The organism is Shewanella loihica PV-4, from assembly GCF_000016065.1.
Classification (GTDB): Bacteria; Pseudomonadota; Gammaproteobacteria; order Enterobacterales; family Shewanellaceae; genus Shewanella; species Shewanella loihica.
In genome coordinates, this window is the sequence record NC_009092.1 from 887104 (window position 1) to 910854 (window position 23751).

Consider the following 23751-nt stretch of genomic DNA (forward strand, 5'->3'; position numbering starts at 1 on the left):
GCTCCCGATAAACTCACCATTAATTCTACGGTGTAGAAATTATTTTAAACCATATTTTAGCTTGGCTCAATCACCATAAACTTGACGAGGTGCTCATGGCAAACATCGTATTTATTGCAACCAGTTTAGATGGATATATCGCAGATAAGCGAGGCAAACTCGACTGGCTACATTCAGTACCTAATCCAAACAATGTTGATACGGGATTTGTCGCTTTGATGGAGAGAGTTGACGGCTTAGTAATGGGGCGAAATACCTTAGATATGGTGCTGAGTTTTGATTGTGACTGGCCTTATAGTAAGCCGGTGTTTGTGTTGAGTAACACTATGACCGAAGTTCCTCAAGGTTATGAAGATAAAGTTTTTTTAGTTAAAGGGAAGCTAGTTGATATTATCGCTGACTTGAATGCGAAGGGATTCAATGAGCTATACATTGACGGTGGAGTGACTATTCAAAACTTCCTTAAAGAAGATCTGATCGATGAAATGGTGATTACTCGTTTTCCTATTTTACTTGGTGGTGGAGTCCCCCTATTTGGTGAACTTGAAAGCTCACTAAGTTTTAACGTGATTAAGAGTGAAGTGGTATTAGACTCTTTGACCCAAACCACTTATCACCGAAAGAGAGCATAGAGACTTTCTTGTCGGAGAGTCGTGAATGTTCGAAAGGCCGACTCGATACTCAGGTATCGTTTCGGTTAGGTCTAAATCCTTCTCTAGGATTTTAGACATTCCTCACTTCCCTGTGGGGCAGGGAGGAAATGCCTTGAAATGTCGGGAACATTTCAGGCCCTGGCCACCGGGGATAACTCTCTATAAACAGAGAAAATCCATGTACAAAAAAGCCAGTCGTTAGACTGGCTTTTTAATCGAATCACATTTGCGCTAGCTGGATGTGATTTATGCTTCTTCTAAGTTACCGCAGAAACGATAGCCTTCGCCGTGGATGGTGGCGATGATTTCTGGCGTATCTGGCAAGCTTTCGAAGTGCTTACGGATGCGACGAATGGTCACGTCCACGGTACGGTCGTGTGGCTTAAGCTCACGGCCTGTCATCTTCATCAGCAGGTCGGCACGGGTCAGGATCTTGCCTGGGTTCTCAACGAAGTGCAGCATGGCGCGGAACTCACTGCGGGGCAGCTTGTACGACTCGCCTTGTGGGCTTACCAGTGAACGGCTGTTGATCTCTAGGCTCCAACCGTTGAAGCGGTAGAATTCTACGGCACTCTTTTCTTCGGTTTCGCCGCCAGTGCTGTTGACGCGAGTCAGCAGGTTGCGTGCACGGATAGTCAGTTCGCGTGGGTTAAATGGCTTGGTGATATAGTCATCGGCACCAATTTCCAGACCCAAGATCTTGTCAACTTCGTTGTCACGGCCGGTAAGGAAGATAAGGCCGATGTTATTGATTTCACGAAGTTCACGCGCAAGCAGCAGACCATTCTTACCTGGTAGGTTGATATCCATAACCACAAGATTGATCTTGTTTTCCTGCATGGCTTTATGCATCTCTGCGCCGTCATTGGCTTCAGTTACCACATATCCTTCAGCCTCGAAAATACTTCTTAGCGTGTTCCGGGTAACGGCTTCATCTTCAACGATCAGAATGTGCGGGTTTTGCATATTTATTTACCTAATATTTGTTTAAAACTGTTCTAACCATGAGCGCTAGTTGGTGCTGCTGCGCCCTATCTGTCTTCGCGACAATTACCGAACTCACGTAGTGCTTTTATCAAACCCAATTGGTACAGCAACACACTTCATGATTAGTAAAGTATACGTATCTCTTTCAAAAGACACGCGAACTGTTACTCACTTCGATTAACAATAGTTGGGAATAGTTCCGTTAACTATGTAATATTTTCAAGTTTAAATGCTAAATCAGCCTAAGCTCACATTTTATACAGGAAATTGACTAACTTTTGATGACCTTGTCGTCGACAAGATGTAACAAAAAGTATTTCATCGTGAGATGAGTGGAAGTGAATCAACGAACTTATTGTACTCGTTTTAGTCATTTGTTAACAAATGAAATGTTAACAAAATTCCTTTGAGATTTGATGTAAATCACATTTATGTATGTAAGGGTATGATTTTAATGGTATTAATAAAATTTAATAAAGTGACCTGTCTCACACCTCTAGGAAGGCGGAGGAATTTTGCTATAATCGACGGAATCTAATTTAGGAATATTTTAGTGATGAGTACAGCAAGCGAACATCTTTGGCAATGCTATCAGCAAACGCAGTTCTTACTTACACAACCTTTCTCCCCTTCGTTATCATTTGCAATCATTACCGCTCATAATCCTAAAGGCCAACACCTTTCTCCCTCGCAAAACCGTCTCCTCGACAAACAGCTTCAACGTCATATTCAACGTCTTCAATATCCTTATCGTGCCCTAATCGGTGCCTCCAGTGACAGAGGCCATATGGAGAAGAGCTGGGCGGTGTCTATCGATAAGGCCGCAGCAGTGGATCTTGGCAAGGTGTTTAATCAAAACGCCATCTATTTTGTCGATGAGGACGAGCTGCAACTGGTGCCTTGTCTGGTGGAGTATGACGAGCTCACCCTGGGCAAGTTTTCTGCCCGGGTCTGTCTGGTCAGCGAGCTGCCCGACATCAGCCGCTAGCAGGCGGGGGAACTTGAGAGGCTTTCATCAAGACAAGCTAAAATATCGTTGACTTTTTATTCTGTTATTTGATAGTTTTCTTGCATCCTGACCTTAAGGTTAGTGATACAGAAGAGGAGCGTTAACTAGGTAGTAAGCCCGAGGAGTCCAAACTCCGTTGACGGTTTATGAGGGAGATTAACGCCGAGGTAAAGAGATGTTTGGTTTCATCTATTTATCGGTCGACTGGGCTGAATCCCATCGATTGTCACCTGTTTTTTGGTGGAGAGCTTCTGGTGGCAATCGCTGTTTCCCGTCTTGGGGTGCGTCATCTTTGCACCAGGCTCTTCGAACGAAGTAAGTTCGGAGCGTATTCAATGTTATCTATTTCTTTTGTGTCATCGTCAGCTACTTGGGTTGAGGTGCGCTAATGTCTATTGTTGTTGCTAAGTTTGGTGGTACCTCGGTTGCCGATTATGAGGCGATGAACCGCTGCGCCGATATCGTATTGGCCAATCCTGAAACCCGCGTGGTGGTCGTCAGCGCCTCGAGCGGCGTGACCAACCTGCTGGTGGAGCTAACTCAGGAGCATGTGGACTTTGAGCGTCGCCAGCAGCTGCTCAAGGCGATCGCCTCGATTCAATATAAGATCCTCGACGAGTTGGGTCAGCCCCATGATGTGGCCGCCCGCCTCGATGCTATATTAAGTAAGATTGCCAGCCTGAGCGAGTCGCTCTCCCAAAACCGCAATAAGGCGACCACAGACGAACTGCTTGCCCAGGGTGAGCAGTGTTCATCTGTCTTGTTTGCTGCCGTGCTGAGAGAGAAGGGCGAGCGGGCGAGTGCCTTCGATGTGCGTCAGGTGATGCGCACCGACAGTCATTTCGGTCGCGCCGAGCCGCAGATAGAGGCGGTGAAGCAGCTTTGCACAGAGCATCTGTTGCCCCTGCTTAGTGAGCAACGAATCGTGACCCAAGGTTTTATCGGCGCCGATGAACAGGGAGCCACCACCACGTTAGGCCGTGGGGGCAGCGACTACTCTGCGGCCCTACTTGCCGAGGCGCTGGATGCGTCTGCGGTTGAGATCTGGACAGATGTGCCGGGGATCTTCACCACGGACCCGCGCCTTGCACCGAATGCGCGTCCTATCCCTGAGATCAGTTTCAACGAGGCGGCCGAGATGGCTACCTTTGGGGCCAAGGTGCTGCACCCGGCAACCATTTTGCCGGCGGTCAGACACAAGATTCAGGTGTTTGTCGGTTCCAGCAAGGCGCCTGAGCTCGGTGGCACCTGGATACGTCATCAGGTGAACGACGAGCCTATCTATCGCGCCGTGGCGGTGCGACGCGACCAGACCCTACTTAATCTTCATAGCCTACAGATGCTGCACGCCCAAGGCTTCCTGGCCGAGACCTTTGCCACCCTGGCGCGCCACAAGATCAGTGTGGACTTAATCACCACCTCAGAGGTGAACGTCTCTCTGACGCTAGATAAGACGGGCTCAGATTCGGCCGGAAACAGCCTGCTGAGCGAGGCCTTGTTGCAGGAGCTGTCGCAGCATTGCCGGGTGCGGGTCGAAGATGGTCTGGCGCTGGTGGCGATAGTGGGCAATAAGATTGCCACCACGTCGGGTGTGTGTCGCCGCGTATTCGAGGTGTTAGAGCCCCACAATGTACGTATGATCTGTCAGGGCGCCAGCCCACACAACTTGTGCGTCCTGGTGGCCGAGTCTGAGGCGGCTCAGGTCGTCAGCGCCCTGCATCAAAACTTGTTTGAAGGGTCACTATGAAGCCGGGTCGTTCTACGCTAAAGATTGGCGAGCTCGCAACTGGCCAAGATCTCGAGCTGAATCTGTTTGAGTTTGCCCCTGAGGTGCTGACCGGGCCGAGTGTCTATATACAGGCAAACGTCCACGGCGCCGAGGTGCAGGGCAATGCGGTGATCTATCAGCTGATGCAGGCCCTAGAAAGCTGCGAGCTGCGCGGTAAGATCACCCTAGTGCCCCTGGCCAATCCGTTGGGGATCAATCAAAAGAGTGGCGAGTTTACCCTAGGCCGGTTCGATCCCATTACCGGGGTGAACTGGAACCGTGAATATCTCGACCATAAGTTGGATATTGCTAGCTGGTATCAAGGCCATAAACACCTGAATGATGCCGAGCTGATCGCCCATTTCAGGGCCTTGCTGGTCGAGCGTTGCTATAGCCGTCTGCATGAGCCCTGGGGGATCACCACGGGCCATCGTCTGGCGGTGAGCCTACAGCAGATGGGCCATGAGGCGGATATCGTGTTGGATCTGCATACCGGCCCTAAGTCGTGCAAGCACCTCTATTGCCCCGAGTATGACCAAGATGCCGCCAAGTACTTCTCTATTCCCTACACCCTGCTGATCCCCAACGAATTCGGCGGGGCCATGGATGAGTCTATCTTCTGCCCCTGGTGGCAGCTGAGTGAATACCTGGCCACTCAGGGGCGCGAGATTGAGGTGCCCGTATCGGCCTTTACCCTGGAGCTTGGTAGTCAGGAGAATGTCGACCTGGCAGATGCCCTGGTTGATGTCGAAGGGATCATGGCTTATCTCAGCCTGCGCGGTGTAATAAGTGAGCGGGTTGAGCCAGCTGAGATGCCTCGCTACGCCTGTTATCTGAAAGACTATAAGAAGTATCACGCGCCGCAAGGCGGCTTGGTGGAGTATAAGGCGAAGGTGGGGCAGCCACTTTTGGCCGGTGAGCCGCTCGCCAACATCTTGCGTGTCGACAGATATGGCGAGGAGGATGCGATAGTGCCTCTGAGTCTGCCTGTTGACTGCGTGCCCGTACTGCATTTTGCCTCGGCGTCTGTGTATCAAGGCACAGAGCTCTATAAGGTGATGACTAAGGTGTTTGCGCTTTAGGTTGGGCTTTTAGCCTGGAGGATTTGTATTTCATCGTTTAGCGCTTGGTTTAGTCGCCTTTCGCGTTATCAATAAAAAAGGGAGCCAAGTGGCTCCCTTTTTCTGTTCAAGCTATCTGCTTACTTGCGACGACGTAGCGCGGCAAATGGTAGCATCAGCAGAGCGAACCAACCCAGTGAACCACCGCCTGAAGATTTCTCTTCCTTGGCGTTAACTGTGATAGTCGCAGTGCCCGCTTCACTCTCTAGCTCACCATCGCTGGCAACGACAGAGAAGGTCAGGGTGTTGTTACCTGCTGGAGCAGTAAACTTAATTTCTGCGCCACCGTTGTTGAAGGTAACAGGTGTACCTGCAGTCTGTGTCCAAGTGTAGGTCAGGCTGTCACCATCAACGTCTTTGCCATTGGCCTTAGCGGTTACCACGAAGCCTTCGGTACTTGTCATACCTGTAGGAGCCACGGTAGGTGCATCGTTGATGTTGTTAACCATAACATTAACAGTGGTCGCTGCGTTCAGGTTGCCTTCGGCATCCTTAGAGGTGTAAGTGAATGAGTCTTTACCGAAGAAATCATCTTCTGGTGTATAGGTAATAGAACCATCTTTCTCTAGAGTCACTTCACCGTGTGCAGGCTCGTCAACCAGTGTTGCTTCACCTAGTGCACCAGCTGGCGCAACATCGATGATGCGTTGTGCGTTAGCTGTCATGCCGTCACCAGTTACAGAGACGCGAGCTACTTTCTGGCTAACAGTGTCGTTTTCTAACACGTTTGCTTCCAAGGTCGCTTCTTCGTCAACAGAGAAGTTGTCTGTTTGACCTGGGTTGAAGCTAGTTGGCGTCGCCAGATAGTCGATCTCTACGCTGCCTGAAGAGGTCGCTTGCAGTGCAACATAATCGTCAGTAGTGACAGTGCCACCTTGTCCGTTGTAGTGGAAGGTTGTACCTACGCTACCGCTGATGTTTTCTGCACCGATAGTGACATTGCTTGGCATGTTAGGGATATCTAGGTAGTTGAACCAAATATCTTCTACGTCACCAGTTTGGATCCAAAGGCTGAAGCTGTACTTGTTGCCAGAGGCGTCAGCATATAGCTGGGCATCTTTCCACTCGACAACAATCCACTCGTTACCACCAGCAGAAACAACCTGGATACCTAGCTGTCCGCCACCCGTGTCGCCGACAGTGCCGTCGCTCAGGTCGTAGTCACTCCAGAACGGTGCCAGGATGTTGTTTGGATTCGCGCTATCTGGCAGTTCCTTGTTGTTCCAAGTACCAGATGCTGAACCGCCACCAACGATTGCGATACCGTTATCAGAGATGGTTAGCTGGGTGTAAGTTGCACCGTTGTACTTGAACTCAGGTAGGTTGAAGGTGAATGATTTCTCATCACAACCATCAGCACAAGCTGGTACATAGGCCAGGTCTAGGTCGAAGATACTTGGGCTAGCGCCAGTACCTTTGGCAGACTTAATCTGTGGCAGATCCAGTTGACCTACCCAGGTGATGCGACCAAGCGCTTCATCAACTTCGAAACCGTTTTGCGTTGCGCCGTTTAGCGTAACTTCAACGTCATCGGCAGAAGTAAGTTTAGTGCCTTCTGGTGCCATAGCGGTAACAGTTACAGTGTTTTCAAATACTGTGTTGTTTACAACGGCTTTGATTGGCATATCTTCAGCAGCTGTCAGATCAGCCTTGGTTGCCATGGTAGAGATCAGTGAAGAATCACTTGATTCTTTAGCCAGGATAGCAACTGGTAGGTGAGCGTCTTGGTGAGATGCGCTCTTGATCATGACGTTACCGAAGATCCAAGCACCGTATTCGCTGAAGGTTGAATCAACAGTCACAGTGAAGGTTGCTGATTCGCCAGCTTCCAGTTCCAGTGATGAAGGCGATACGCTGATACCTGCGCTGTCAGAAGAAGCTGAAAGCTCCCAAGAGGTCTTCTCGTCACTCTTGTTGTATACGGTACGAGTGAAAGTACAAGGACCGACACAAGAGTCAGAAGCAATTGAAGGCTTGTCGAAGGTCAGTACTGCTTTAGCCGCAGCATCTAGATCCATACGACCCGCGCCCATTGCAAATGGATCGGCAGGAGTCGCCGCATCATCATCGAGTACGCCTGCCATGTGAGCAGTAGAAGTTAGCGCTGTCTTGATGTCATTTGCTGACCAATCAGGGTGTAGCTGGCTCATCAGTGCAGCAGCACCTGCAACGTGTGGGCTCGCCATACTGGTACCAGACATAGTGGTAAAGTCAGTACCATCTTCATCAGGAGAAGTTGCCGACAGGATAGAGGTACCTGGCGCAGCAAGATCTGGCTTCAGAATGTTTTGGTTACCGTTAGGACCACGAGAGCTAGACTGGTTCAGGATATCGGCAAACTTGCTGTTAACGATACGAGTCACTTCAGCCGCGATAGTACCTGTGGTGTCATCACCCAGACCTTCAAGGATAGCTGCGCCGTCGGCGTCAGAAACCATCACTGCTGGCAGTGTTGAATCTGGCATGAACATAGAGATTGGAGCGCCTGGTACGCTGTTGTAAACGACCATAGCTTTCGCGCCCGCAGCCTCGGCATTTTCAGCCTTGGTTGCGAATGAACATGAACCGCGAGAGATCAGGGCGATACCGTCTTTGAAAGAGTCGGCAGCAAATGGCGTACAGCCAAGGGTGTTCTCTGCGTCAATGTTAGCTGCAGCGATGATAGGTGCAGTGATATCTGCCTCTAGCAGGCCATTGTTGCCCTGCAGTGCAAGAATCTCTTCACCATCAACGGTTAGGGTGTTAGCAAAGAAACGACCAGTAGTAGTGTTAGCAACGGTAATACCTGATTCGATACAGGCTGGACAACCGATAGTTTGTGGGCCGTTACCATCGTTACCTGCAGCGGTAACAACGACTACGCCAGCCGCTTCAGCAGCTTCATACATAGCCTTGTATGGGCTGTTGGCTGGGTCGCCACCAGCGCCGCCACCCCAAGAGTTGTTGATAACATCTGCACCATCGTTTACGGCGTGCTCCATTGCTTCCATCAGCATGATGTTAGAGCCGCTGCCGCGTGCACAGTCAGTCTTAGTAAATAGTGCCTTATAAACCATCAGGTAGGCTGCAGGTGCAACACCAGATAGTTCAACTTCAACACCTTCGTAGGTAGTGGTGACTTTGTTACCTACAGAGGTACCGGCAACGTGAGAGCCGTGACCACCGTAACCCAGTGGGCTCATATGCTCGTCGGCACACACTTCAAAAGTAGGTTGTGACCAACGGGCAACGATTAGTTTGTCGTTACAGAAGCTTGCATCTACTGTCGAACAGTAGTCGTCGCTTGGCATTCCTTCGGCTGGTTTTGTGAAACCTTCGCCAGCAAACATTGGGTTTTCTGGGCGAATACCTGTATCAATTACCGCTACACGAATGTCTTTACCGGCGTTTTCCATGCCAGAAACCGCTTCCCACATCGCTTCAGTGTTAATGACGTCGTGAGATGAGTCCATGTTAGCTTCGTACATAGTCTCAGGGTAGACAGACTTAACGTTTGGCATGGCCGCTAGCTGCTCGATGCTCAGACCTTGACCAACAATAGTCACACCATTGAATAGGGTCTTGAAGCTTTGCTCAACTTTGGCGTTAGGTACTTTCTTCGCCAGTTCACTCACAAATTGTGACTGCTCTTTGGCTAGGAAACTGGCGTAGCTTTGAGCTGGCGCAGACTGTACGTTAACTTTTTGGCCTTTCTTAGGGGCTGTGGCCGCCATTGACTCGATGCCGCCTTGGTATTTAGCAACGGCAGGAGAGTTCAGTTCGATGATGAAGCGCTGCGGAGCCACTTGTGAAGGCTGAGAAGCTGCTGGCTTCTTGTAGCTATCAGCAGAAGTGATTTCCGGAGCATAGGGATTTGCGGTGTACTGGTTGCTGGCTACAGCCGCACTCGAGATCAGCGCCGCTGAAATGGCTAGAGATAATTTAGTTTTCACAACTTCTTCCTTGTCAAATAGAAGTGTTTTGAGACACAAAACACTATTGGTATTGCTGTAACTTTGGTTACTAATCTTTTCTTATTTTGTTGCCGCTATGTTGACGGCTTGTTCTTTTTAACACAAAAGATTACCAAAGTTAAAGCTGGTAGAAGAAAAAGTTGTAAGCGGTTTTTAAATAGTAGTATCCACTAAGGCTGTAAGCCCCAGTGGTACTGGATTAAGGCTTCACGGCGCGGCTGATAGGATTTTGTAAACTGATGAGTGTCTCGGTGGATTGGATCTCATCGATGGATTGGATGCGGTTGATCAGCACATGCTGAAGGCCATCGATCGACTGACACATCACCTTGACGAAGATGCTGTAGTTGCCCGTGGTGTAGTAGGCCTCGGTGACCTCTTCTAAGGCATTGAGTTTGGCGATGGCGGCGGGATAGTCGCCGGCGCTCTTGAGGTTGATGCCGATAAAACAGCAGACGTCATAGCCGAGGGCCTTAGGGTTTACCGTGATCTGGGCGCCCGTGATGATGCCCGCCTGTTTCATCTTCTCTACCCGCACATGTATGGTGCCGGCGCTGACGCCGAAACGTTTGGCCAGTTCGGCGAAGGGGGTGCGCGCCTCTTCCATAAGCGCCGAGAGGATCTGGTTGTCGAGCTGATCTCGCTGAAATGAACTATCCATTGCTACATACCGTTTTAAGTCAACATTATGAGGTAATTTACGGTATTGGTTAGCTAACTGCTAATCTTTTAACGAATTAAGTAGATTTTATCGCGAAGCAGGCCCAGTGAATGCCGATAAGTTAACACCGGGCTCTATTGCTCCTCGGTGACATCCGTGAAGGGGATTGGCGTGCTGAAGGTCATAGGCTGTTTGCTGTAGGGATGGGTCAGGCTCAGCGACTGGGCATGCAGCAGCAGACGCGGTGCCAGGCGTTTGGCCAGCGGGTCGGCGTAGAAGTTATCGCCCAGGATGGGGTGCCCTATGGCCATCATATGTACGCGCAGCTGGTGAGAGCGACCTGTGATCGGCGTGAGCTTTACCAGGGTCGAGCGCTTGGCGCGGCTGATGACCTCGAACAGGGTCTTAGATGCCTTACCGATTTGATGATCCACCTTCTGTTTCGGGCGGTTGGGCCAGTCGCAGATCAGCGGATAATCGACGCTACCTTGCTCCGCCTTCAGATGACCGGCGACCCGGGCATAGTAGATCTTATGGGTCTCGCGATCGCGAAACTGGCGCTTAAGTTCCCGCTCAGCGCTGCGTCTGAGGGCCACCACGATAATGCCTGAAGTCGCCATATCCAGACGGTGAACTATCTGGGCGTTGGGGTGATCGCGCAGGACGCGGGTGTAGACGCTGTCATAATAGGCGGGGTCACGGCCAGGCACGGAAAGTAGGCCTGAGGGCTTGTTGACCACCAGAATATCTTTATCCTCGTGGAGGATCTCGAGCCAGGGCTCGGTGGGCGGTGCATACACGAAATCAGACATGGCAAACCTTGGGTGTTAAATCGGGCTGCAAAGATACCTTTAGGGCGCGGGCGGCGCAAGTGCTACCCACGAATCCTGCGTGGTTTAGCGGGCCTAAAAACTGTGGCCATTGACATGCATGATGGCAAAGGTCCAGACCACGAACGCCAGGCTGAGGTGGATAAAGGCGTAGATGCTCTGATCCAACCGCTCTATTCCCTTGGCCTGCCAGATCAACTTGCCATGCAGTAAGATGTTAAGGGGAAACAGCATAAACAGCGGGTAGAAGGCGATGGCGCTGTCGTCGCCGAACAGGGCGCGCGAGACTATCGACCATAACACCATGAGGGCGGTGACTAATGGTGGCGCGGCGAGTCGGTACTGTTCGGGATAGGGAAACATCTATCGTCCTTAACGCTGTGAGATCCTAGTTAGCCGGTTTGCGGCCAATATATTGCGCCTTGAAGCAGGGCGTCTCTTCACAGCCTACATTACCTTCGAAAGCGTGCAAAGTCTCCCAGCCACAAAAGCGCTGCGATAATTCGCCTTCGGCCAGCAGGAAGTTGGGGTTCTTGGGCCTGCCCACCTCAGCCTGCTTCTCTATGAAGGTCTCGTAGATGATGAGACCGCCGGGTTTGATGCTCGCTTTGATGAGCTCAAACAGCGGGCGGTGCAGGTAGTTGAACACCAGGACTATGTCATATCGCGACTCGGGGAGTCGTGGCTCGCCGCTTTCCAAGTCGAGCGCTAACGCCTGACACTGCTTAGGTACAGCCGCGAGTCTGCCAAGGTCTCTGTCGAGAAAGGTGACATGGGCGCCATGGGCCGCTAACCATATGCCGTTACGCCCTGTGCCGCAGGCAAGGTCGAGTACCTGGGGATGGCTATCAAGTTCGATAAGCTGGCTGCTTTGCGTCAGCAGCGGCGCGGCTTCAGCCTTTAATCTCTTTTCGTCCATCGAGGCGTCGTCCATGAATTACCGAGAAATGTCTGAGCCCGGCCGGTCCGTGGGAGACGATCACCGACAGCAAGACGATGGCGATCAGCAGCTCAGGCTTGTAGTTGGCTAAGGGAATAAATAGTGCCAGCAGGCAGAGTTTCACCAGGGTCAGCACGCCCTTTAGCTGGATCAGCCAGCGCCAGTCTCTGACCACTTCCCACAGCATCAGCAAGCTGCCTGTGCTCATGGCCAAGATCCAGTAGTTGCACCACAGGCTTTTATCCACCCCGAGTAAGATGCCGCCACCGGCACCTGTTATGCCTAAGATGTGCAGGGCGCGCAGGCTGGTCTTGCTCAGGCGTTGCAGCCAAAACTGTTTCTCGGAAATCGGCTTGTGCTTTTGACTCATGGGGCGAAAGAAGACTGAAAATTTGCGCCAGCTTAGCAGGAAATCGGCATAAAACACATTGACGGCTCACAAAGTTAACTATTTCGTGATCTAAGCGCGATTTATCTTTGCTAAGTCACATATTTCCTTGGCTATAATGGAGCCAAGACAGGCAGGGGCTTTGTGATACTAGGGTGACAAATCTCTGTCTAATGTTGAATTACTTTTAGGTAGCTAAGATGAGAATAGGTTTTTTTAGTGCTAAGCACTATGACATGGAACATTTCAACCGCACCAACCAGGCCTTTGGCGCTCAGATTGAGTATTTCGACTATCGCCTCTGTATGCAGTCGGTCAAGCTGGCCTATGGTTTCGAGGTGATCTGCGCCTTCGTCAACGATTCGCTATGTGAAGAAGTATTGGTAGAGCTAGCTAAAAATGGCACTAAGATCATTGCGATGCGCTGCGCCGGATTTAACAACGTCGATCTCGAGGCGGCCAAACGCCTGGGGATCAGGGTGGTAAACGTTCCCGCCTATTCGCCCGAGTCGGTGGCGGAGCATACTGTGGCCCTGATGCTGACCCTCAACCGTAAGGTGCACAAGGCCTACCAACGTACCCGCGATGCCAACTTCTCCCTCGAGGGGCTGGTGGGCTTCAACATGCATGGCCGCACCGTCGGCGTGATCGGCACGGGTAAGATAGGGGTGGCGACCATCAAGATCCTCCTGGGCTTCGGCTGTAAGGTTGTGGTTTACGACCCTTATCCTAACCAGGCGGTGCTGGATATGGGCATCGAATACCTGTCGCTGGATGAGCTTTATGCCGTGAGCGACATCCTCAGCCTGCATTGTCCGCTGACCAAAGAGAACCATCATCTGCTCAACAAGGCGAGCTTTGACAAGATGAAGCCTGGTGTCATGGTGATCAACACCAGCCGTGGCGGCCTGCTAAATGCTTTCGATGCCATGGAGGCGCTCAAGACGGGGCAGATAGGTTCCCTCGGGCTAGACGTGTACGAGAATGAGAAAGAGCTCTTCTTCGAGGATAAGTCGAACCAGATCATCCAGGACGATGTGTTCAGACGCCTGTCGGCCTGCCACAACGTGATCTTTACCGGTCACCAGGCCTTCCTCACCGAAGAGGCGCTGGGCGCCATTGCCCACACCAGCCTGACCAATGTGCGTCAGCTGCTCGATGGCGAAGCGTGTCCTAACCAGCTATTTTAACTTCTTTCACTTCTACTTCTTTCACCTCTTTAGTTTCATCAGCCGGGTTTCACCTGACAAGGGGAGCCCAGGCTGATAACTTAGGGATAAGTTTATTGGCCTGAGGGCAAGATTATGATGGTAAAACAGGAAGTTCGCGACATAGACACGCCCACGGGCACGATGCGCTGTTATCTCTATCGTCCCGACAGCGAGGGCTTGTTCTCGACGATCATCTTCTATTCGGAGATTTTCCAGCAGACCGCGCCCATCGCCAGGGCCGCGACCATGTTAGCCGGTCACGGTTTCGTGGTCTTGGTACCGGAAGTCTTCCATGAACTCAATCCCATAGGCACTGTATTGGCCTATGACGATGAGGGCAAAGACAAGGGCAATCAGGATAAGTTTACCAAGGCGCTGGAACATCACGACAGTGATACCCAGGCCTTAGTCGACTTTGCCATGAGCCAGCCCTTCTGCACCAATCAGGTCGGTGCCATGGGCGTCTGTATCGGCGGTCATCTGGCCTACCGCGCCGCGCTCAATATCGACGTGGTCGGTGCCTTCTGTCTCTACCCCACGGACATTCATTCAAGTACCCTTCCGGCCAATCCGGGTAATGATTCCCTGAGCCGCACCGGAGATATTGAGGCGGAGTTGGTGCTGGTGTTTGGTAAGCAAGACCCCCATGTGCCGAGCGAGGGACGGAGGCTGATCTATGACAGACTCACTGAGACGGGGCGCAAGTTTACCTATATCGAGGTCAATGCTCAGCATGCCTTTATGCGTGATGAGGGAGACAGATACGATCCCGCGTTGGCACTGCAGATCTATCAGCAGGCGGTGGCCTTCTTCCATCGAGTGCTGCGCTAAGCTGCGTGCGTAAAAAGTGAATAGAACAAAAAGGCGAACCTAAGGTTCGCCTTTTTACTTTAGTCGAGACAATCTGCGCTACAGGCTAGCTAGAGCCATTTGCGGCGCCTGAATAGCCAGATCAGTACTGCCGTGATGCTGAGCATCACCCCCCAGACGATGAAGTAGCCATCTTTATGTTTCAGCTCGGGAATATACTCGAAGTTCATGCCATAGATACCGGCGATAAAGGTCAGCGGTACGAAGATGGCGGTGATGATGGTCAGCACTTTCATGATGTTGTTGAGCCTGTGGGCGCTGATGGAGATGTAACCGTCGATCAGATCACTTGAGACCTGATAGAAGAGGTCTGCCAGGCTGGCCGCCCTGTGTTGATGCTCGCACACGTCGTTGATCTCATGGTAGAGGCTGTCGTCGAAGGGGATAGAGGGCTCGCTGCGCAGGCTGTCGAACAGCTCCACATGGTAGTGAAAGTTGCGTCTCAGCCGGGTGAGATCTGTCTTGTAGAGTACTACCTCGGCCAAGATCTTATCGTCCGCCGTGGTGAGCATCACGGTTTCCAGCTCCTCTAACCGGCTCTCGAGATCAAACAGGATCTTATGATAACGCTTGATCACGTAGCGGCTGAGTTTCAGCGCTACGGCGCCTGTGTTTTGCAGCGACAGCTCGTCCGCCTCCAGCGAGGTCATGGTGCGCTCGATGGAGAGGGAACGTTTGCTGTGGCGGGTCACGATGAAACGCGGCCCCACAAACAGCGCCAGCACTATGTTGTCGCAGTTGATGGAGTCAGAGTCGGCCGACAAGCCCCTAAGCAGAATAAAGGTATGGTCGTCGAAGTCCTCTATCTTAGGAGGATGGCGATCCCGCGAGGCGTCCTGCAGCGCCAATGGGTGCAGGCCGAAATCCCGCTGCAACGACTCGCTCAGCTCGCTGTCTATCTCGCCGTCGATATTGAGCCAGAGTATGGTGTCGTCCCTCTGCTGCCAGCAGGCGACCTGAGACGCGTCGCCCCGGGTGAGCGAATTATTTTGCGGATCATAGAGTAATGTCGTGAGCATCGCGGCCCCCTGTCGGTTAATCGCTTTGTACTTGAGTATGGTCTTTCTCGGGCGATTCGCTCAAGGGCTTGGCCTGAGTGTGCGCCTGAGTCAGTTTCAAAACCCCTTTCTGTAGCATCAGGTTGTTAGGGTAGGTGATGGTGATGCCGTCGCTGCGCTCGATCAGCACGTGAAACAGACTGATCTCGGCGATGATGCCGCTAACATCTTCATCCTTGTCGATAATCTTGATGCGATCGCCAATACGGTAGGGGAAGACGAAGAAGATCAAGATCCCGGCGGTGATGTTACTCAAAATCGACCACTGGGCCACCAAGGCCACGCCGAGCACGGCAAATACCGAGGAGATAAACAGCGAGACCTGCTGATATTCGATGCCGAGTGAGATCACCCAGAGACAGGCGATGATGATAAACAGCAGGTAGGTAATATATTGGGTTACCATCTTGGTGCGTTTAAAGGAGACCTGTTTGGACTCGGCCAGCTTGGCGATCCAGTTGGTGAGCAGACGCTGGGCGAAGATGAAGATGCCGATGTAGAGACAGCTGACGAGTAGGGTTTGTGTCATGGTAAATTGCAAATGAGCCAAAGATTTCAAACAAATACTACAAGGCTTGCCCGATTGCAACGCGAGAATGATGGGCCGAATGAGGGGAACGGCTCGTCATCGGAGGAGGCTGCTTAGCTCTTATCCTTAATTCACGAACTAAACCCTCGCACCTGCCTCTCGTTCAGTATAAGGCACTGTAAAAGGTTTCAGGAAAGGGATCTGCCTGCTGTTGTGTGCGCAGTTGCCTTTGCTGTTGCCTTTGCCGTTGTGGGGGCTTTTGCGGCATACTAGCGCCTTTATTTCGCCTATCTTTTGTTGCGTTTGAAGACCTGCGCCTAAGATGAGGCGTTCCTGCGGAGAGACAGATGTCAGACTATACCACCCTACATACCGGCGAAGATGATCACGGCCCACTCCTGGTCATGGAAGATAAGGAGGTTCGCCTGCTCTCCTTTGGGGATAACGATGAGCAGAGCAAGCTGCTCAAGTCGGCGCTGCATGTGCCCATGCATACCTATCTGCAGGCCATGTTGCTGGTGCTGCTGTTTATCAAGCCAAAACGCGTCATCGTACTCGGCCTGGGTGGCGGCGGCCTCATTCATGCACTGCGTAATTTCGACCGCGGGATCAATATTACCGCGGTCGAGCTGAGGGAGGCGGTGATCGAGGTGGCCAAGCGTTATTTCTGGTTGCCGCTGGGTAAGAAGCTCAACCTGATCCATCAGGATGCCAATGCGTTTCTGGCAGATGCTGATCATAAGAAGGCTGACGTGATCTTCGCTGACATTTACCATGGCGACGGCGTGGACGAGCAGCAGCTCAGCGAGACCTTTATCGCCAACGCCGCCGCGCTGCTCAAGAGTGAAGGTTATTTGGTGCTTAACTGCTGGAAGGAGCATAGCCGTAACGCCACCCTACTGGCCCTGTTACAGAAACACTTTAGCGACGTGCGCGCCTGCCTGACGGGTGGTGGTAACTGGGTGGTGCTCGCCGGTAAACAGGCGCGGCAGATAAGCGCCAGCGGCCTCAAGGCGGAGGCGCAGCAGTTGTCGCTGCTGCTAGACTTTCAGTTAGGCCGCAGCCTGACCCGCTTCGAAACCTGGGAGTGAGAGCGACTCGCTCCCCTTAATCGGTTTTATGTCGTCATGCCAATGATAATCTTAAAAACCGATTAGCATGATAGCTTTTATCCGTTATATTTAATTATCCAGTCTCGTTATTATCTCCTCATCGACAAAGAACACGGGGTCAAGGCAAACGCCTCACCCCACAAATTTACTCTTAATAACGAGCACTGGAGCAAGCAATGACTCAATCTATCATCAACACCGAAATCAAGCCTTTCTCAGCCACCGCATACCACAAGGGCGATTTCGTCTCTGTGACTGAGCAAGACCTACTGGGTAAGTGGTCTGTGGTTTTCTTCTACCCTGCCGACTTCACCTTCGTCTGCCCAACAGAGCTGGGTGACATGGCTGACCATTACGAGAAGCTACAGTCTATGGGTGTTGAAGTTTACTCTGTGTCTACCGACACTCACTTCACTCACAAGGCATGGCACGATAGCTCAGACACTATCGGCAAGATCAACTACCCAATGATCGGCGACCCAACGGGTGTTATCTCACGCAACTTCGGCGTGATGATCGAAGAGGAAGGTCTGGCACTGCGCGGTACCTTCGTGATCAACCCAGAGGGTCAGATCAAGGTTGCCGAGATTCACGACCTGGGTATTGGTCGTAGCGCTTCTGAGCTGGTTCGTAAGATCCAAGCAGCTCAGTATGTTGCGACTCACGACGGTGAAGTTTGCCCAGCTGCATGGCAGCCAGGTGAAGAGACCCTAGCGCCTTCACTGGACCTGGTTGGTAAGATCTAAGATCTTCCTCCTCAAGGTCGCCCGGGCCTCATCATCTCGGGCGACCCGGCGAAAGCCAAAGTAGTTTAATCATCATTCTTTTTCATTGCCGGTTCACCTCCCCCTGCATGCGAGCCGGCAATTTTTCCCTATGTTTTTGGCTCCCTTATGGGGGCCACTTTTTCCTAGGAGTTATCATGTTAGATGCGAATGTGAAAAATCAGCTGACTACCTATCTGCAAAACCTCAAGCGCCCAGTTGAACTTGTCGTATCGGCAGATGAGCGTCCTAAAGCAAAAGAGTTATTGTCGCTGGCAACCGATATTGCCGCGCTTTCAGAATTAGTGTCATTGACCGAATCCGTGGGTGAGCGTACCCCGTCGATGACAGTGACTAGCCCTGACACCGGCAGTCAGATCCATTTCGCCGGCCTGCCAATGGGCCATGAATTTACCTCTCTGGTGCTGGCGTTGCTGCACACAGGTGGGCATCCGATCAAGCTCGCACCCGAAGTGATAGAGCAGATCCGCGACCTGCCAGGCGAGTATCGCTTCGAGACCTATGTGTCACTCAGCTGTCAAACCTGTCCCGAGGTGGTGCAGGCGCTCAACATGATGTCGGCGATCAACCCTAATATTCAAAACACCATGATCGATGGCGCCCTGTTCCAGGATGAAGTGAACGAGCGCAACATCATGGCGGTACCCTCTGTCTACCTGAACGGCGAGCCGTTTTCTGTCGGTGGCATCAGTGTGGTTGAGATCCTCAATAAGCTGGATGTCAATGCGGCCAGCCGTCAGGCGGAAAAGCTCAGCCAGAAAGAGGCTTTCGACGTGCTGGTGGTCGGCGGCGGCCCGGCGGGCGCATCGGCAGCCATCTATGCGGCCCGTAAGGGACTGAGAACCGGCATTCTGGCGGACAAGTTTGGTGGTCAGGTGGCCGAAACCGTGGGCATCGAAAACTTTATCTCGGTCAAGGCGACCGAGGGGCCTAAGCTGGTGGCCAACCTGGAAGCCCATGTTCACGACTATGATGTCGACATCATGGACAATCAACGTGCCCTTAGCCTTAAGTCAGGTGAGCTGTTTGAGATCCAGACCGAAAGCGGCGCACTGCTGCGCAGCAAGACTGTACTACTGGCCACGGGCGCTCGCTGGCGTGAGATGAATGTGCCGGGTGAGAAAGAGTATCGCGGCAAAGGCGTCGCCTACTGCCCACACTGTGACGGCCCGCTATTTAAGGGCAAGCGCGTGGCTGTGATTGGCGGTGGTAACTCGGGCATAGAGGCGGCCATAGATCTGGCCAATATCGTCGAGCATGTTACCGTGCTGGAGTTCGACAGCAAGCTACGCGCCGACGAGGTGCTACAGCGTAAGGCGGCCTCCATGGGCAATATCGAGATCATCACCCAGGCGATGACCACAGAAGTGGTGGGCGATGGCACCCGGGTACAAGGCCTGAACTACACAGACAGAGCCACGGGCGAGCAGCACCATGTTGCCCTGGCGGGTATCTTTGTACAGATAGGTCTGGTGCCTAACGCCGAGTGGCTTAAGGGCACGGTAGATCTTAGCGAACGCGGCGAAATCATCGTCGATGCTAAAGGCCAGACGTCATTGCCAGGCGTATTCGCCGCGGGCGATGTGACCAACTCTGCCTTTAAACAGATCATCATCGCCATGGGCAGCGGCGCGACAGCCTCTCTGGGCGCCTTCGATTACCTAATCCGTCTCGGCGAGCCGGCGGACGCGGAAGCCGCCTAAAGGTACAAAATGCCACAAAATAAACAGTCAGCTTTATGCTGGCTGTTTTTTTTTTCGTCTTTATAATTACTTAAGCTTATGACGAAAGCAGAAGAGGGCGGGCACAGACACGATGAATAGTAAGCCAAAAAGCTTTGACGAACTCCTAATCCAAGAGACCCACATCTATCTTTGTCGCTCGGTAAAATGGACCGCCTATCTCTCCGTGTTCCTACTTGTCGCCATCTTCCTTGCGTCCATGCTACAGAAGAATAGTCTTCTGACGCTGCAGGATCTTCTGGTGCTGCAGATGCCGACCCTATGCATCGCCCTGTTTGGTCTGGCGGGGATCCTCTATCGTCAGCCAGAGCAGCATCGCATGGGGCTGGTGTTGGCCTATCTCTTGGTGTTAGAAGTTGCCTGGATCTATTTTGTGGTGGGCCATTACTGGCTCACCAGCTCCTATAACCTGTTGGGTGAATATGGCTCTCTTGCCACAGTCGATTCGGTAACCGACGTGCTGGTATTTACCTTCGCCATCTCTCTCTATCCGGTGCGCCGCTGGCTCCTGGTCAGCGTGGTGCCTCTGCTATTGGTTAGCCTGGTGACCCGGCTTATCGAGATCCCGGAAAATCCTATCTTTGCCCTGACCAAGTTTGTCTGTCTCTTGGTGATCATCATTACCGGGCAGAAGGTGCTGCTGCAATGGTTTCGTAAGGCAATCTTGCGCGACGCCGAGAAACAGCAGCTGTTGCAGCAGTTTAAGCGTATGGCGCTGATAGATGGTCTAACTGACCTGAGTAACAGGCGTCATTTCGATGAGGTGCTCGCCCTGGAGATTAAGGCTGCCGAGCGCACCGGTGACCCCCTGAGTATGATCCTGCTGGACGTGGATTTCTTCAAGCGCCTTAACGACAGCCTGGGCCATAGCGATGGCGATCGCTGTCTGGTAAGGCTGGGTGAGGTGTTACACGGGGTGGCCTCCCGGCCTCGGGATCTGGCGGCGCGCTACGGCGGCGAGGAGTTTGCCATCATTTTGCCCGATACAGATCTCAGTGGTGCGCGTCATATTGCCGAGCAGATACGTTACGAGCTCAAGGCCGCTGAGATCCCCCATCCAGACTCGACGCTAGGCGCCTATGTCACCGTCTCTCAGGGGGTCTGTTTGTGGCAGCCGGGCTTGGATGCGGATGAGCTGCTGGCCAGCGCCGATCAGCTTCTCTATCAGAGCAAGGCCCAGGGACGGGATAGATGTAGTACTGGGGTGGCCAAGGGGGAGGCGGCCGAAGATAAGGTCGTCAGTTCCTACCTGTCTTGAGGGCGCCTCTGGAAGGCGCCCATAAGGCTAGCTGTATTTGGCGTCTATGGCCTTGAGCGAGCGTAAAAACAGCCCCAAACCGCCAATTGCCAGCACCAGTATGACCAGGAGATCGAAGGTGGTCATGGTCCTGAGGTTGAATCTGACGCTGGAGAGTACACCAAAAATAAGCGCCGTGAGCGACCCCAGGGTCAAGAGCCAACCCAGCAGGTTTCTGGCGTTATAGAAGATGATGCCTATGCCGAAGATAAGCGGGATCAGTATGGTGCCGCCGGTGATCCCCATGCCACCGACGTTGTAGAGTCGATAGCCAAGGCTAAAGTTTGAGGTCACTGAAATTGCGTTCAGCAGCAGGTAGAAACCACCGCACATCATCACCAGGCCCACTAAAAACAGGCCTATCCCTCCGGAACTGCCGCCGGCTCCTCGCATCTTGTTATCCTCCATAATTAATCTTCCACTATTTGTGACCAGCTTTCTGTGCCTTGCTGTCTGTAACTTGATATCTGTAACCAGCTTTGGCGCCCAATGCTGTTTGAGATGCACGCCTTGGCATATAGCAAGGTCGGCCCAGCTTAGTATTTTTTACCGCGTTAGCCAAATATCTTTGTTAGATGTCGGCAAGCCTTGAGGCAGGCAAGGGGAGTGAAGAACCTGAGGCAATATCAAATTGCGACAAATAAGGGCCATAAAAAAAGCCCTCATGATGAGGGCTTTGCGAAGTTCGCTCTGATCTAAGCTGTGGTATTAATGTTGTGACCACTATTTCCCACAGGCCCAGCGCTAGGCGCCGAGTCAACCGCTTCAATCAGTTGTAGTGCAATCTCTCCCTCTGCCTGCTGCTGCTCTTTGGCGAGCTGTGCAACTTTAACCCCAACGCTTCCATTGCTTAGATTAGGTTGTAGATTACTGGTTCCAACTGTTATTGCCATGATTACCGCCTTAAACTGGGTGAGAGCCTATAGTTAACCGATTATGTATAGGTTAACTATAGTGCTATCGGCAGCGTTTTGGAAAACTTTAGCCTTTGCCAAATTAACTGGTGGCGCCGCGCCTCTCTATCAATTTGCGTCCCATGCTGATGATGAAGGTCAGGCCGATGGAGGCGAAGATCAAGCCAATGGCAAGGCCGGCATTTTGCAGTGCGGTCGGATCCAGGGCCAGCATGCCACCCAGGCCAATCATCATGATCCCCGACATCAGCTTCAGTGTCTGCCCCTCTTTCTCGGTGAGCTTGCGCTTACCCAGGGTAGCGCTGAAGGCGATCACGATAGCCGCCAGTGGGATCACATAGACTATGTTGTAGAAGGCCAGGTAGAGGTAGCGCTCGAATGCCGGCAGCTCATGCATAGATAAGACGCTGGTGTAGATCATCGGGAAGCCTGCGGTGCACAGCAGCTCATAGGCGTTGGCCAGTATGGCCAAGACCACAGTGCCGGCAATCATCGCCGCCATGCTGCTGGCGCTGGTGAGTTTGCCCATGCGCTTGATAAGCCCGGTGCGGTTCTCCGCCGACATAGAAAGGCTGACCTCGCCCTTGGTGAAGAAGTATTCCTTGATGTTGATGGCACCGGCGACCAACGCCATCAGGCCGGCCCCGAGTATGATGAGGCCGCCATCGCTCCCCGCGCCCAACAGCTCGAAGATGTTGAGCCAGGCGATCATAAACAGGAAGTAGATAAAGCCCGAGAAGAAGACGAAGATGCCGCCGACGATCAGCATGCGGCTGCGGCTCTTGGCGTTGACCATGATAGAGAGCAGAAACAGCAGCACGAAGAAGGCGCAGGGGTTGAAGGCATCGACCCCGGCCAGCACCACGGTCAGCACGGGCAGTGAGAGCTGCTCTGGCGCCACCACGCCGATCAGCGGCAGCTCTATGGGTTGTACCTTAGTGACGGGCGCGGCAGGTGCGCTTTCTTCCAGCCCCAGGTCACAGGTACCGGGCTCGCTACTGGCGCTACAGGTGGCAAACAGCGGCTCGCCCTCAGCGGATGCCATGCCTGTCTGGACCGCCTGATCATTGTCAGCTACTACACCACCCAGGGCGCGGTAACAGGCCTTGAGCTGCTGCAGAATAAATTGCCCCGTCACGGCTTCGCTGCTGTAGCCCACGGTCGCCTGTTCACAGGCGGCGATATAGGGCACGGAGCGAGCGGCAACCTTGGTCTGCTCGGCGATTGCCTGCCATTTCTCCTGAGTCCCCGCCTGAGACACCATGTGTGACTCCAACTCTATCCAGGGATACTTTTCCGGCAGACTGTCGATGAAGGGGTGCGCCTCGGCGCAGTGCGGACAGGTCTTAGACCAGAAGAAATAGAGCTTAATCTTCAGCTGGCCGTCGGCGTCGACATAATGCCAGGTGGCATTCTGAGACGCAGTGTGTTCCTCGGCCTGTGCGAAGCTGGGTAGTGCGCTCGAGAGTAACAGAAAACAAAACATCAGGGCTCTAAACATAATCCCTCCCCGGGGCTGACTTGCCAAAAGACGATGACAAAGGCGTGAATCCTCTAGGGCCTGTTTATTTTTCAGGTTTAATTTTTGTTCAATCTAAACGCGTTTTGCTCTAGGCGCATGCTGTGCGGCATAGTTATTCTATGTAAATAGCAGGCAACACAGCGCAAGGCGCGTTTAGATGAACCCTTCGGGCAGCTTGTGTAGGCCATTTCTACTGCGTTATCGCCCGCTCATGTAGAATAACTACACTACACGGACTCTGTCTTGTATAAATGGCCTACAGAATGCTGCAAAAACAAACAGGAAAGATCAACAGACCCTAGGGACAGTTTACTGCGGGCGCTGGGGGAGACTAAGTTTATGTTTAAGATTTGCAACGCAAATCTTGAAATGTACAGGAAGTGTTAACTGGCGCGGATTTT

Annotated in this window: 22 protein-coding genes and 1 riboswitch; of the genes, 10 read left to right on the top strand and 12 right to left on the bottom strand. The window is 52.4% G+C overall.

The window, feature by feature from the left end; genetic code table 11:
• Positions 1–95: 95 nt before the first annotated feature.
• On the top strand, positions 96–632 hold the full coding sequence (locus SHEW_RS04010; RefSeq protein ID WP_011864582.1) for a dihydrofolate reductase family protein: 537 nt from the start codon (positions 96–98) through the stop codon (positions 630–632).
• A gap of 267 nt (positions 633–899) precedes the next feature.
• On the opposite strand, the gene arcA is transcribed toward SHEW_RS04010, so the two are convergent.
• The gene (arcA, locus tag SHEW_RS04015; RefSeq protein ID WP_011864583.1) at positions 900–1619 is read right to left on the bottom strand and encodes a two-component system response regulator ArcA; all 720 of its coding nucleotides are present in this window, start codon (positions 1617–1619) and stop codon (positions 900–902) included.
• Positions 1620–2196: 577 nt separating this feature from the next.
• Between arcA and SHEW_RS04020 the strand changes: the two genes are divergently transcribed.
• From SHEW_RS04020 to SHEW_RS04030, 3 genes are all read left to right on the top strand, one after another.
• On the top strand, positions 2197–2628 hold the full coding sequence (locus SHEW_RS04020) for a DUF3293 domain-containing protein (RefSeq protein WP_011864584.1): 432 nt from the start codon (positions 2197–2199) through the stop codon (positions 2626–2628).
• Between the two features lie 103 nt (positions 2629–2731).
• A riboswitch (Lysine riboswitch) is annotated at positions 2732–2908 on the top strand.
• 129 nt (positions 2909–3037) lie between these two features.
• The gene (lysC, locus tag SHEW_RS04025) at positions 3038–4396 is read left to right on the top strand and encodes a lysine-sensitive aspartokinase 3 (RefSeq protein WP_011864585.1); all 1359 of its coding nucleotides are present in this window, start codon (positions 3038–3040) and stop codon (positions 4394–4396) included.
• Positions 4393–5499, top strand: a complete 1107-nt coding sequence (locus tag SHEW_RS04030) for a succinylglutamate desuccinylase/aspartoacylase family protein (protein WP_011864586.1) — start codon at positions 4393–4395, stop codon at positions 5497–5499. Before lysC ends, SHEW_RS04030 begins: the two co-directional genes overlap by 4 nt.
• A 119-nt stretch (positions 5500–5618) precedes the next feature.
• Here SHEW_RS04030 and SHEW_RS04035 read toward each other — a convergent pair whose 3' ends face one another.
• The 6 genes from SHEW_RS04035 to SHEW_RS04060 form a co-directional block, all read right to left on the bottom strand.
• Complete coding sequence (locus tag SHEW_RS04035) at positions 5619–9470, bottom strand: S8 family serine peptidase (RefSeq protein ID WP_011864587.1); 3852 nt, start codon at positions 9468–9470, stop codon at positions 5619–5621.
• Between the two features lie 220 nt (positions 9471–9690).
• A complete protein-coding gene (gene asnC / locus SHEW_RS04040) occupies positions 9691–10152 on the bottom strand; it encodes a transcriptional regulator AsnC (protein ID WP_011864588.1) in 462 nt (153 codons plus the stop codon).
• A 134-nt stretch (positions 10153–10286) separates the two neighbouring features.
• A complete protein-coding gene (rluA, locus tag SHEW_RS04045; RefSeq protein ID WP_011864589.1) occupies positions 10287–10964 on the bottom strand; it encodes a bifunctional tRNA pseudouridine(32) synthase/23S rRNA pseudouridine(746) synthase RluA in 678 nt (225 codons plus the stop codon).
• Between the two features lie 93 nt (positions 10965–11057).
• Complete coding sequence (locus SHEW_RS04050; protein WP_011864590.1) at positions 11058–11345, bottom strand: hypothetical protein; 288 nt, start codon at positions 11343–11345, stop codon at positions 11058–11060.
• A gap of 25 nt (positions 11346–11370) precedes the next feature.
• On the bottom strand, positions 11371–11901 hold the full coding sequence (locus SHEW_RS04055) for a class I SAM-dependent methyltransferase (protein WP_011864591.1): 531 nt from the start codon (positions 11899–11901) through the stop codon (positions 11371–11373).
• Positions 11876–12292 (bottom strand): hypothetical protein, encoded by a 417-nt coding sequence (locus SHEW_RS04060; RefSeq protein WP_011864592.1) that lies wholly within the window; start codon positions 12290–12292, stop codon positions 11876–11878. The genes SHEW_RS04055 and SHEW_RS04060 overlap by 26 nt, the downstream gene beginning before the upstream one ends.
• A gap of 218 nt (positions 12293–12510) precedes the next feature.
• On the opposite strand from SHEW_RS04060, the gene SHEW_RS04065 reads away from it, so the two are divergent.
• Complete coding sequence (locus tag SHEW_RS04065; protein ID WP_011864593.1) at positions 12511–13500, top strand: 2-hydroxyacid dehydrogenase; 990 nt, start codon at positions 12511–12513, stop codon at positions 13498–13500.
• 114 nt (positions 13501–13614) lie between these two features.
• Positions 13615–14352, top strand: coding sequence for a dienelactone hydrolase family protein (locus tag SHEW_RS04070; RefSeq protein ID WP_011864594.1), 738 nt, complete (start codon positions 13615–13617; stop codon positions 14350–14352).
• A gap of 89 nt (positions 14353–14441) precedes the next feature.
• Here the strand turns inward: SHEW_RS04070 and SHEW_RS04075 are convergent, their stop codons facing one another.
• Positions 14442–15410, bottom strand: a complete 969-nt coding sequence (locus tag SHEW_RS04075; RefSeq protein WP_011864595.1) for a magnesium transporter CorA family protein — start codon at positions 15408–15410, stop codon at positions 14442–14444.
• Between the two features lie 16 nt (positions 15411–15426).
• Complete coding sequence (locus SHEW_RS04080; protein ID WP_011864596.1) at positions 15427–15978, bottom strand: mechanosensitive ion channel domain-containing protein; 552 nt, start codon at positions 15976–15978, stop codon at positions 15427–15429.
• Positions 15979–16325: 347 nt separating this feature from the next.
• On the opposite strand from SHEW_RS04080, the gene SHEW_RS04085 reads away from it, so the two are divergent.
• From SHEW_RS04085 to SHEW_RS04100, 4 genes are all read left to right on the top strand, one after another.
• Positions 16326–17069, top strand: coding sequence for a spermidine synthase (locus tag SHEW_RS04085; protein ID WP_011864597.1), 744 nt, complete (start codon positions 16326–16328; stop codon positions 17067–17069).
• A 197-nt stretch (positions 17070–17266) separates the two neighbouring features.
• Positions 17267–17836, top strand: a complete 570-nt coding sequence (gene ahpC, locus SHEW_RS04090) for an alkyl hydroperoxide reductase subunit C (RefSeq protein ID WP_011864598.1) — start codon at positions 17267–17269, stop codon at positions 17834–17836.
• Positions 17837–18012: 176 nt separating this feature from the next.
• The gene (gene ahpF, locus SHEW_RS04095) at positions 18013–19578 is read left to right on the top strand and encodes an alkyl hydroperoxide reductase subunit F (RefSeq protein ID WP_011864599.1); all 1566 of its coding nucleotides are present in this window, start codon (positions 18013–18015) and stop codon (positions 19576–19578) included.
• A 112-nt stretch (positions 19579–19690) separates the two neighbouring features.
• Positions 19691–20875, top strand: a complete 1185-nt coding sequence (locus tag SHEW_RS04100) for a GGDEF domain-containing protein (protein ID WP_011864600.1) — start codon at positions 19691–19693, stop codon at positions 20873–20875.
• A 27-nt stretch (positions 20876–20902) separates the two neighbouring features.
• Here the strand turns inward: SHEW_RS04100 and SHEW_RS04105 are convergent, their stop codons facing one another.
• The 3 genes from SHEW_RS04105 to SHEW_RS04115 all read right to left on the bottom strand — a co-directional run bounded on the left by SHEW_RS04105 (position 20903) and on the right by SHEW_RS04115 (position 23329).
• Positions 20903–21307: a hypothetical protein gene (locus SHEW_RS04105; protein WP_011864601.1), complete on the bottom strand. Its 405-nt coding sequence runs from the start codon at positions 21305–21307 to the stop codon at positions 20903–20905.
• Positions 21308–21609: 302 nt separating this feature from the next.
• A complete protein-coding gene (locus SHEW_RS20895) occupies positions 21610–21807 on the bottom strand; it encodes a hypothetical protein (RefSeq protein ID WP_011864602.1) in 198 nt (65 codons plus the stop codon).
• Between the two features lie 103 nt (positions 21808–21910).
• Positions 21911–23329 (bottom strand): cytochrome c biosynthesis protein, encoded by a 1419-nt coding sequence (locus SHEW_RS04115; protein ID WP_011864603.1) that lies wholly within the window; start codon positions 23327–23329, stop codon positions 21911–21913.
• Positions 23330–23751: the final 422 nt, after the last annotated feature.

Coding starts and splice junctions, on each gene's coding strand:
- SHEW_RS04115 (WP_011864603.1), bottom strand. CDS start 23,329: ATGTTTAGAGCCCTGATGTTTTGTTTTCTGTTACTCTCGAGCGCACTA.
- SHEW_RS04055 (WP_011864591.1), bottom strand. CDS start 11,901: ATGGACGAAAAGAGATTAAAGGCTGAAGCCGCGCCGCTGCTGACGCAA.
- SHEW_RS04070 (WP_011864594.1), top strand. CDS start 13,615: ATGATGGTAAAACAGGAAGTTCGCGACATAGACACGCCCACGGGCACG.
- arcA (WP_011864583.1), bottom strand. CDS start 1,619: ATGCAAAACCCGCACATTCTGATCGTTGAAGATGAAGCCGTTACCCGG.
- lysC (WP_011864585.1), top strand. CDS start 3,038: ATGTCTATTGTTGTTGCTAAGTTTGGTGGTACCTCGGTTGCCGATTAT.
- SHEW_RS04060 (WP_011864592.1), bottom strand. CDS start 12,292: ATGAGTCAAAAGCACAAGCCGATTTCCGAGAAACAGTTTTGGCTGCAA.
- SHEW_RS04010 (WP_011864582.1), top strand. CDS start 96: ATGGCAAACATCGTATTTATTGCAACCAGTTTAGATGGATATATCGCA.
- SHEW_RS04105 (WP_011864601.1), bottom strand. CDS start 21,307: ATGCGAGGAGCCGGCGGCAGTTCCGGAGGGATAGGCCTGTTTTTAGTG.
- rluA (WP_011864589.1), bottom strand. CDS start 10,964: ATGTCTGATTTCGTGTATGCACCGCCCACCGAGCCCTGGCTCGAGATC.
- asnC (WP_011864588.1), bottom strand. CDS start 10,152: ATGGATAGTTCATTTCAGCGAGATCAGCTCGACAACCAGATCCTCTCG.
- SHEW_RS04050 (WP_011864590.1), bottom strand. CDS start 11,345: ATGTTTCCCTATCCCGAACAGTACCGACTCGCCGCGCCACCATTAGTC.
- SHEW_RS20895 (WP_011864602.1), bottom strand. CDS start 21,807: ATGGCAATAACAGTTGGAACCAGTAATCTACAACCTAATCTAAGCAAT.
- SHEW_RS04075 (WP_011864595.1), bottom strand. CDS start 15,410: ATGCTCACGACATTACTCTATGATCCGCAAAATAATTCGCTCACCCGG.
- SHEW_RS04030 (WP_011864586.1), top strand. CDS start 4,393: ATGAAGCCGGGTCGTTCTACGCTAAAGATTGGCGAGCTCGCAACTGGC.
- SHEW_RS04100 (WP_011864600.1), top strand. CDS start 19,691: ATGAATAGTAAGCCAAAAAGCTTTGACGAACTCCTAATCCAAGAGACC.
- SHEW_RS04065 (WP_011864593.1), top strand. CDS start 12,511: ATGAGAATAGGTTTTTTTAGTGCTAAGCACTATGACATGGAACATTTC.
- ahpF (WP_011864599.1), top strand. CDS start 18,013: ATGTTAGATGCGAATGTGAAAAATCAGCTGACTACCTATCTGCAAAAC.
- ahpC (WP_011864598.1), top strand. CDS start 17,267: ATGACTCAATCTATCATCAACACCGAAATCAAGCCTTTCTCAGCCACC.
- SHEW_RS04085 (WP_011864597.1), top strand. CDS start 16,326: ATGTCAGACTATACCACCCTACATACCGGCGAAGATGATCACGGCCCA.
- SHEW_RS04080 (WP_011864596.1), bottom strand. CDS start 15,978: ATGACACAAACCCTACTCGTCAGCTGTCTCTACATCGGCATCTTCATC.
- SHEW_RS04020 (WP_011864584.1), top strand. CDS start 2,197: ATGAGTACAGCAAGCGAACATCTTTGGCAATGCTATCAGCAAACGCAG.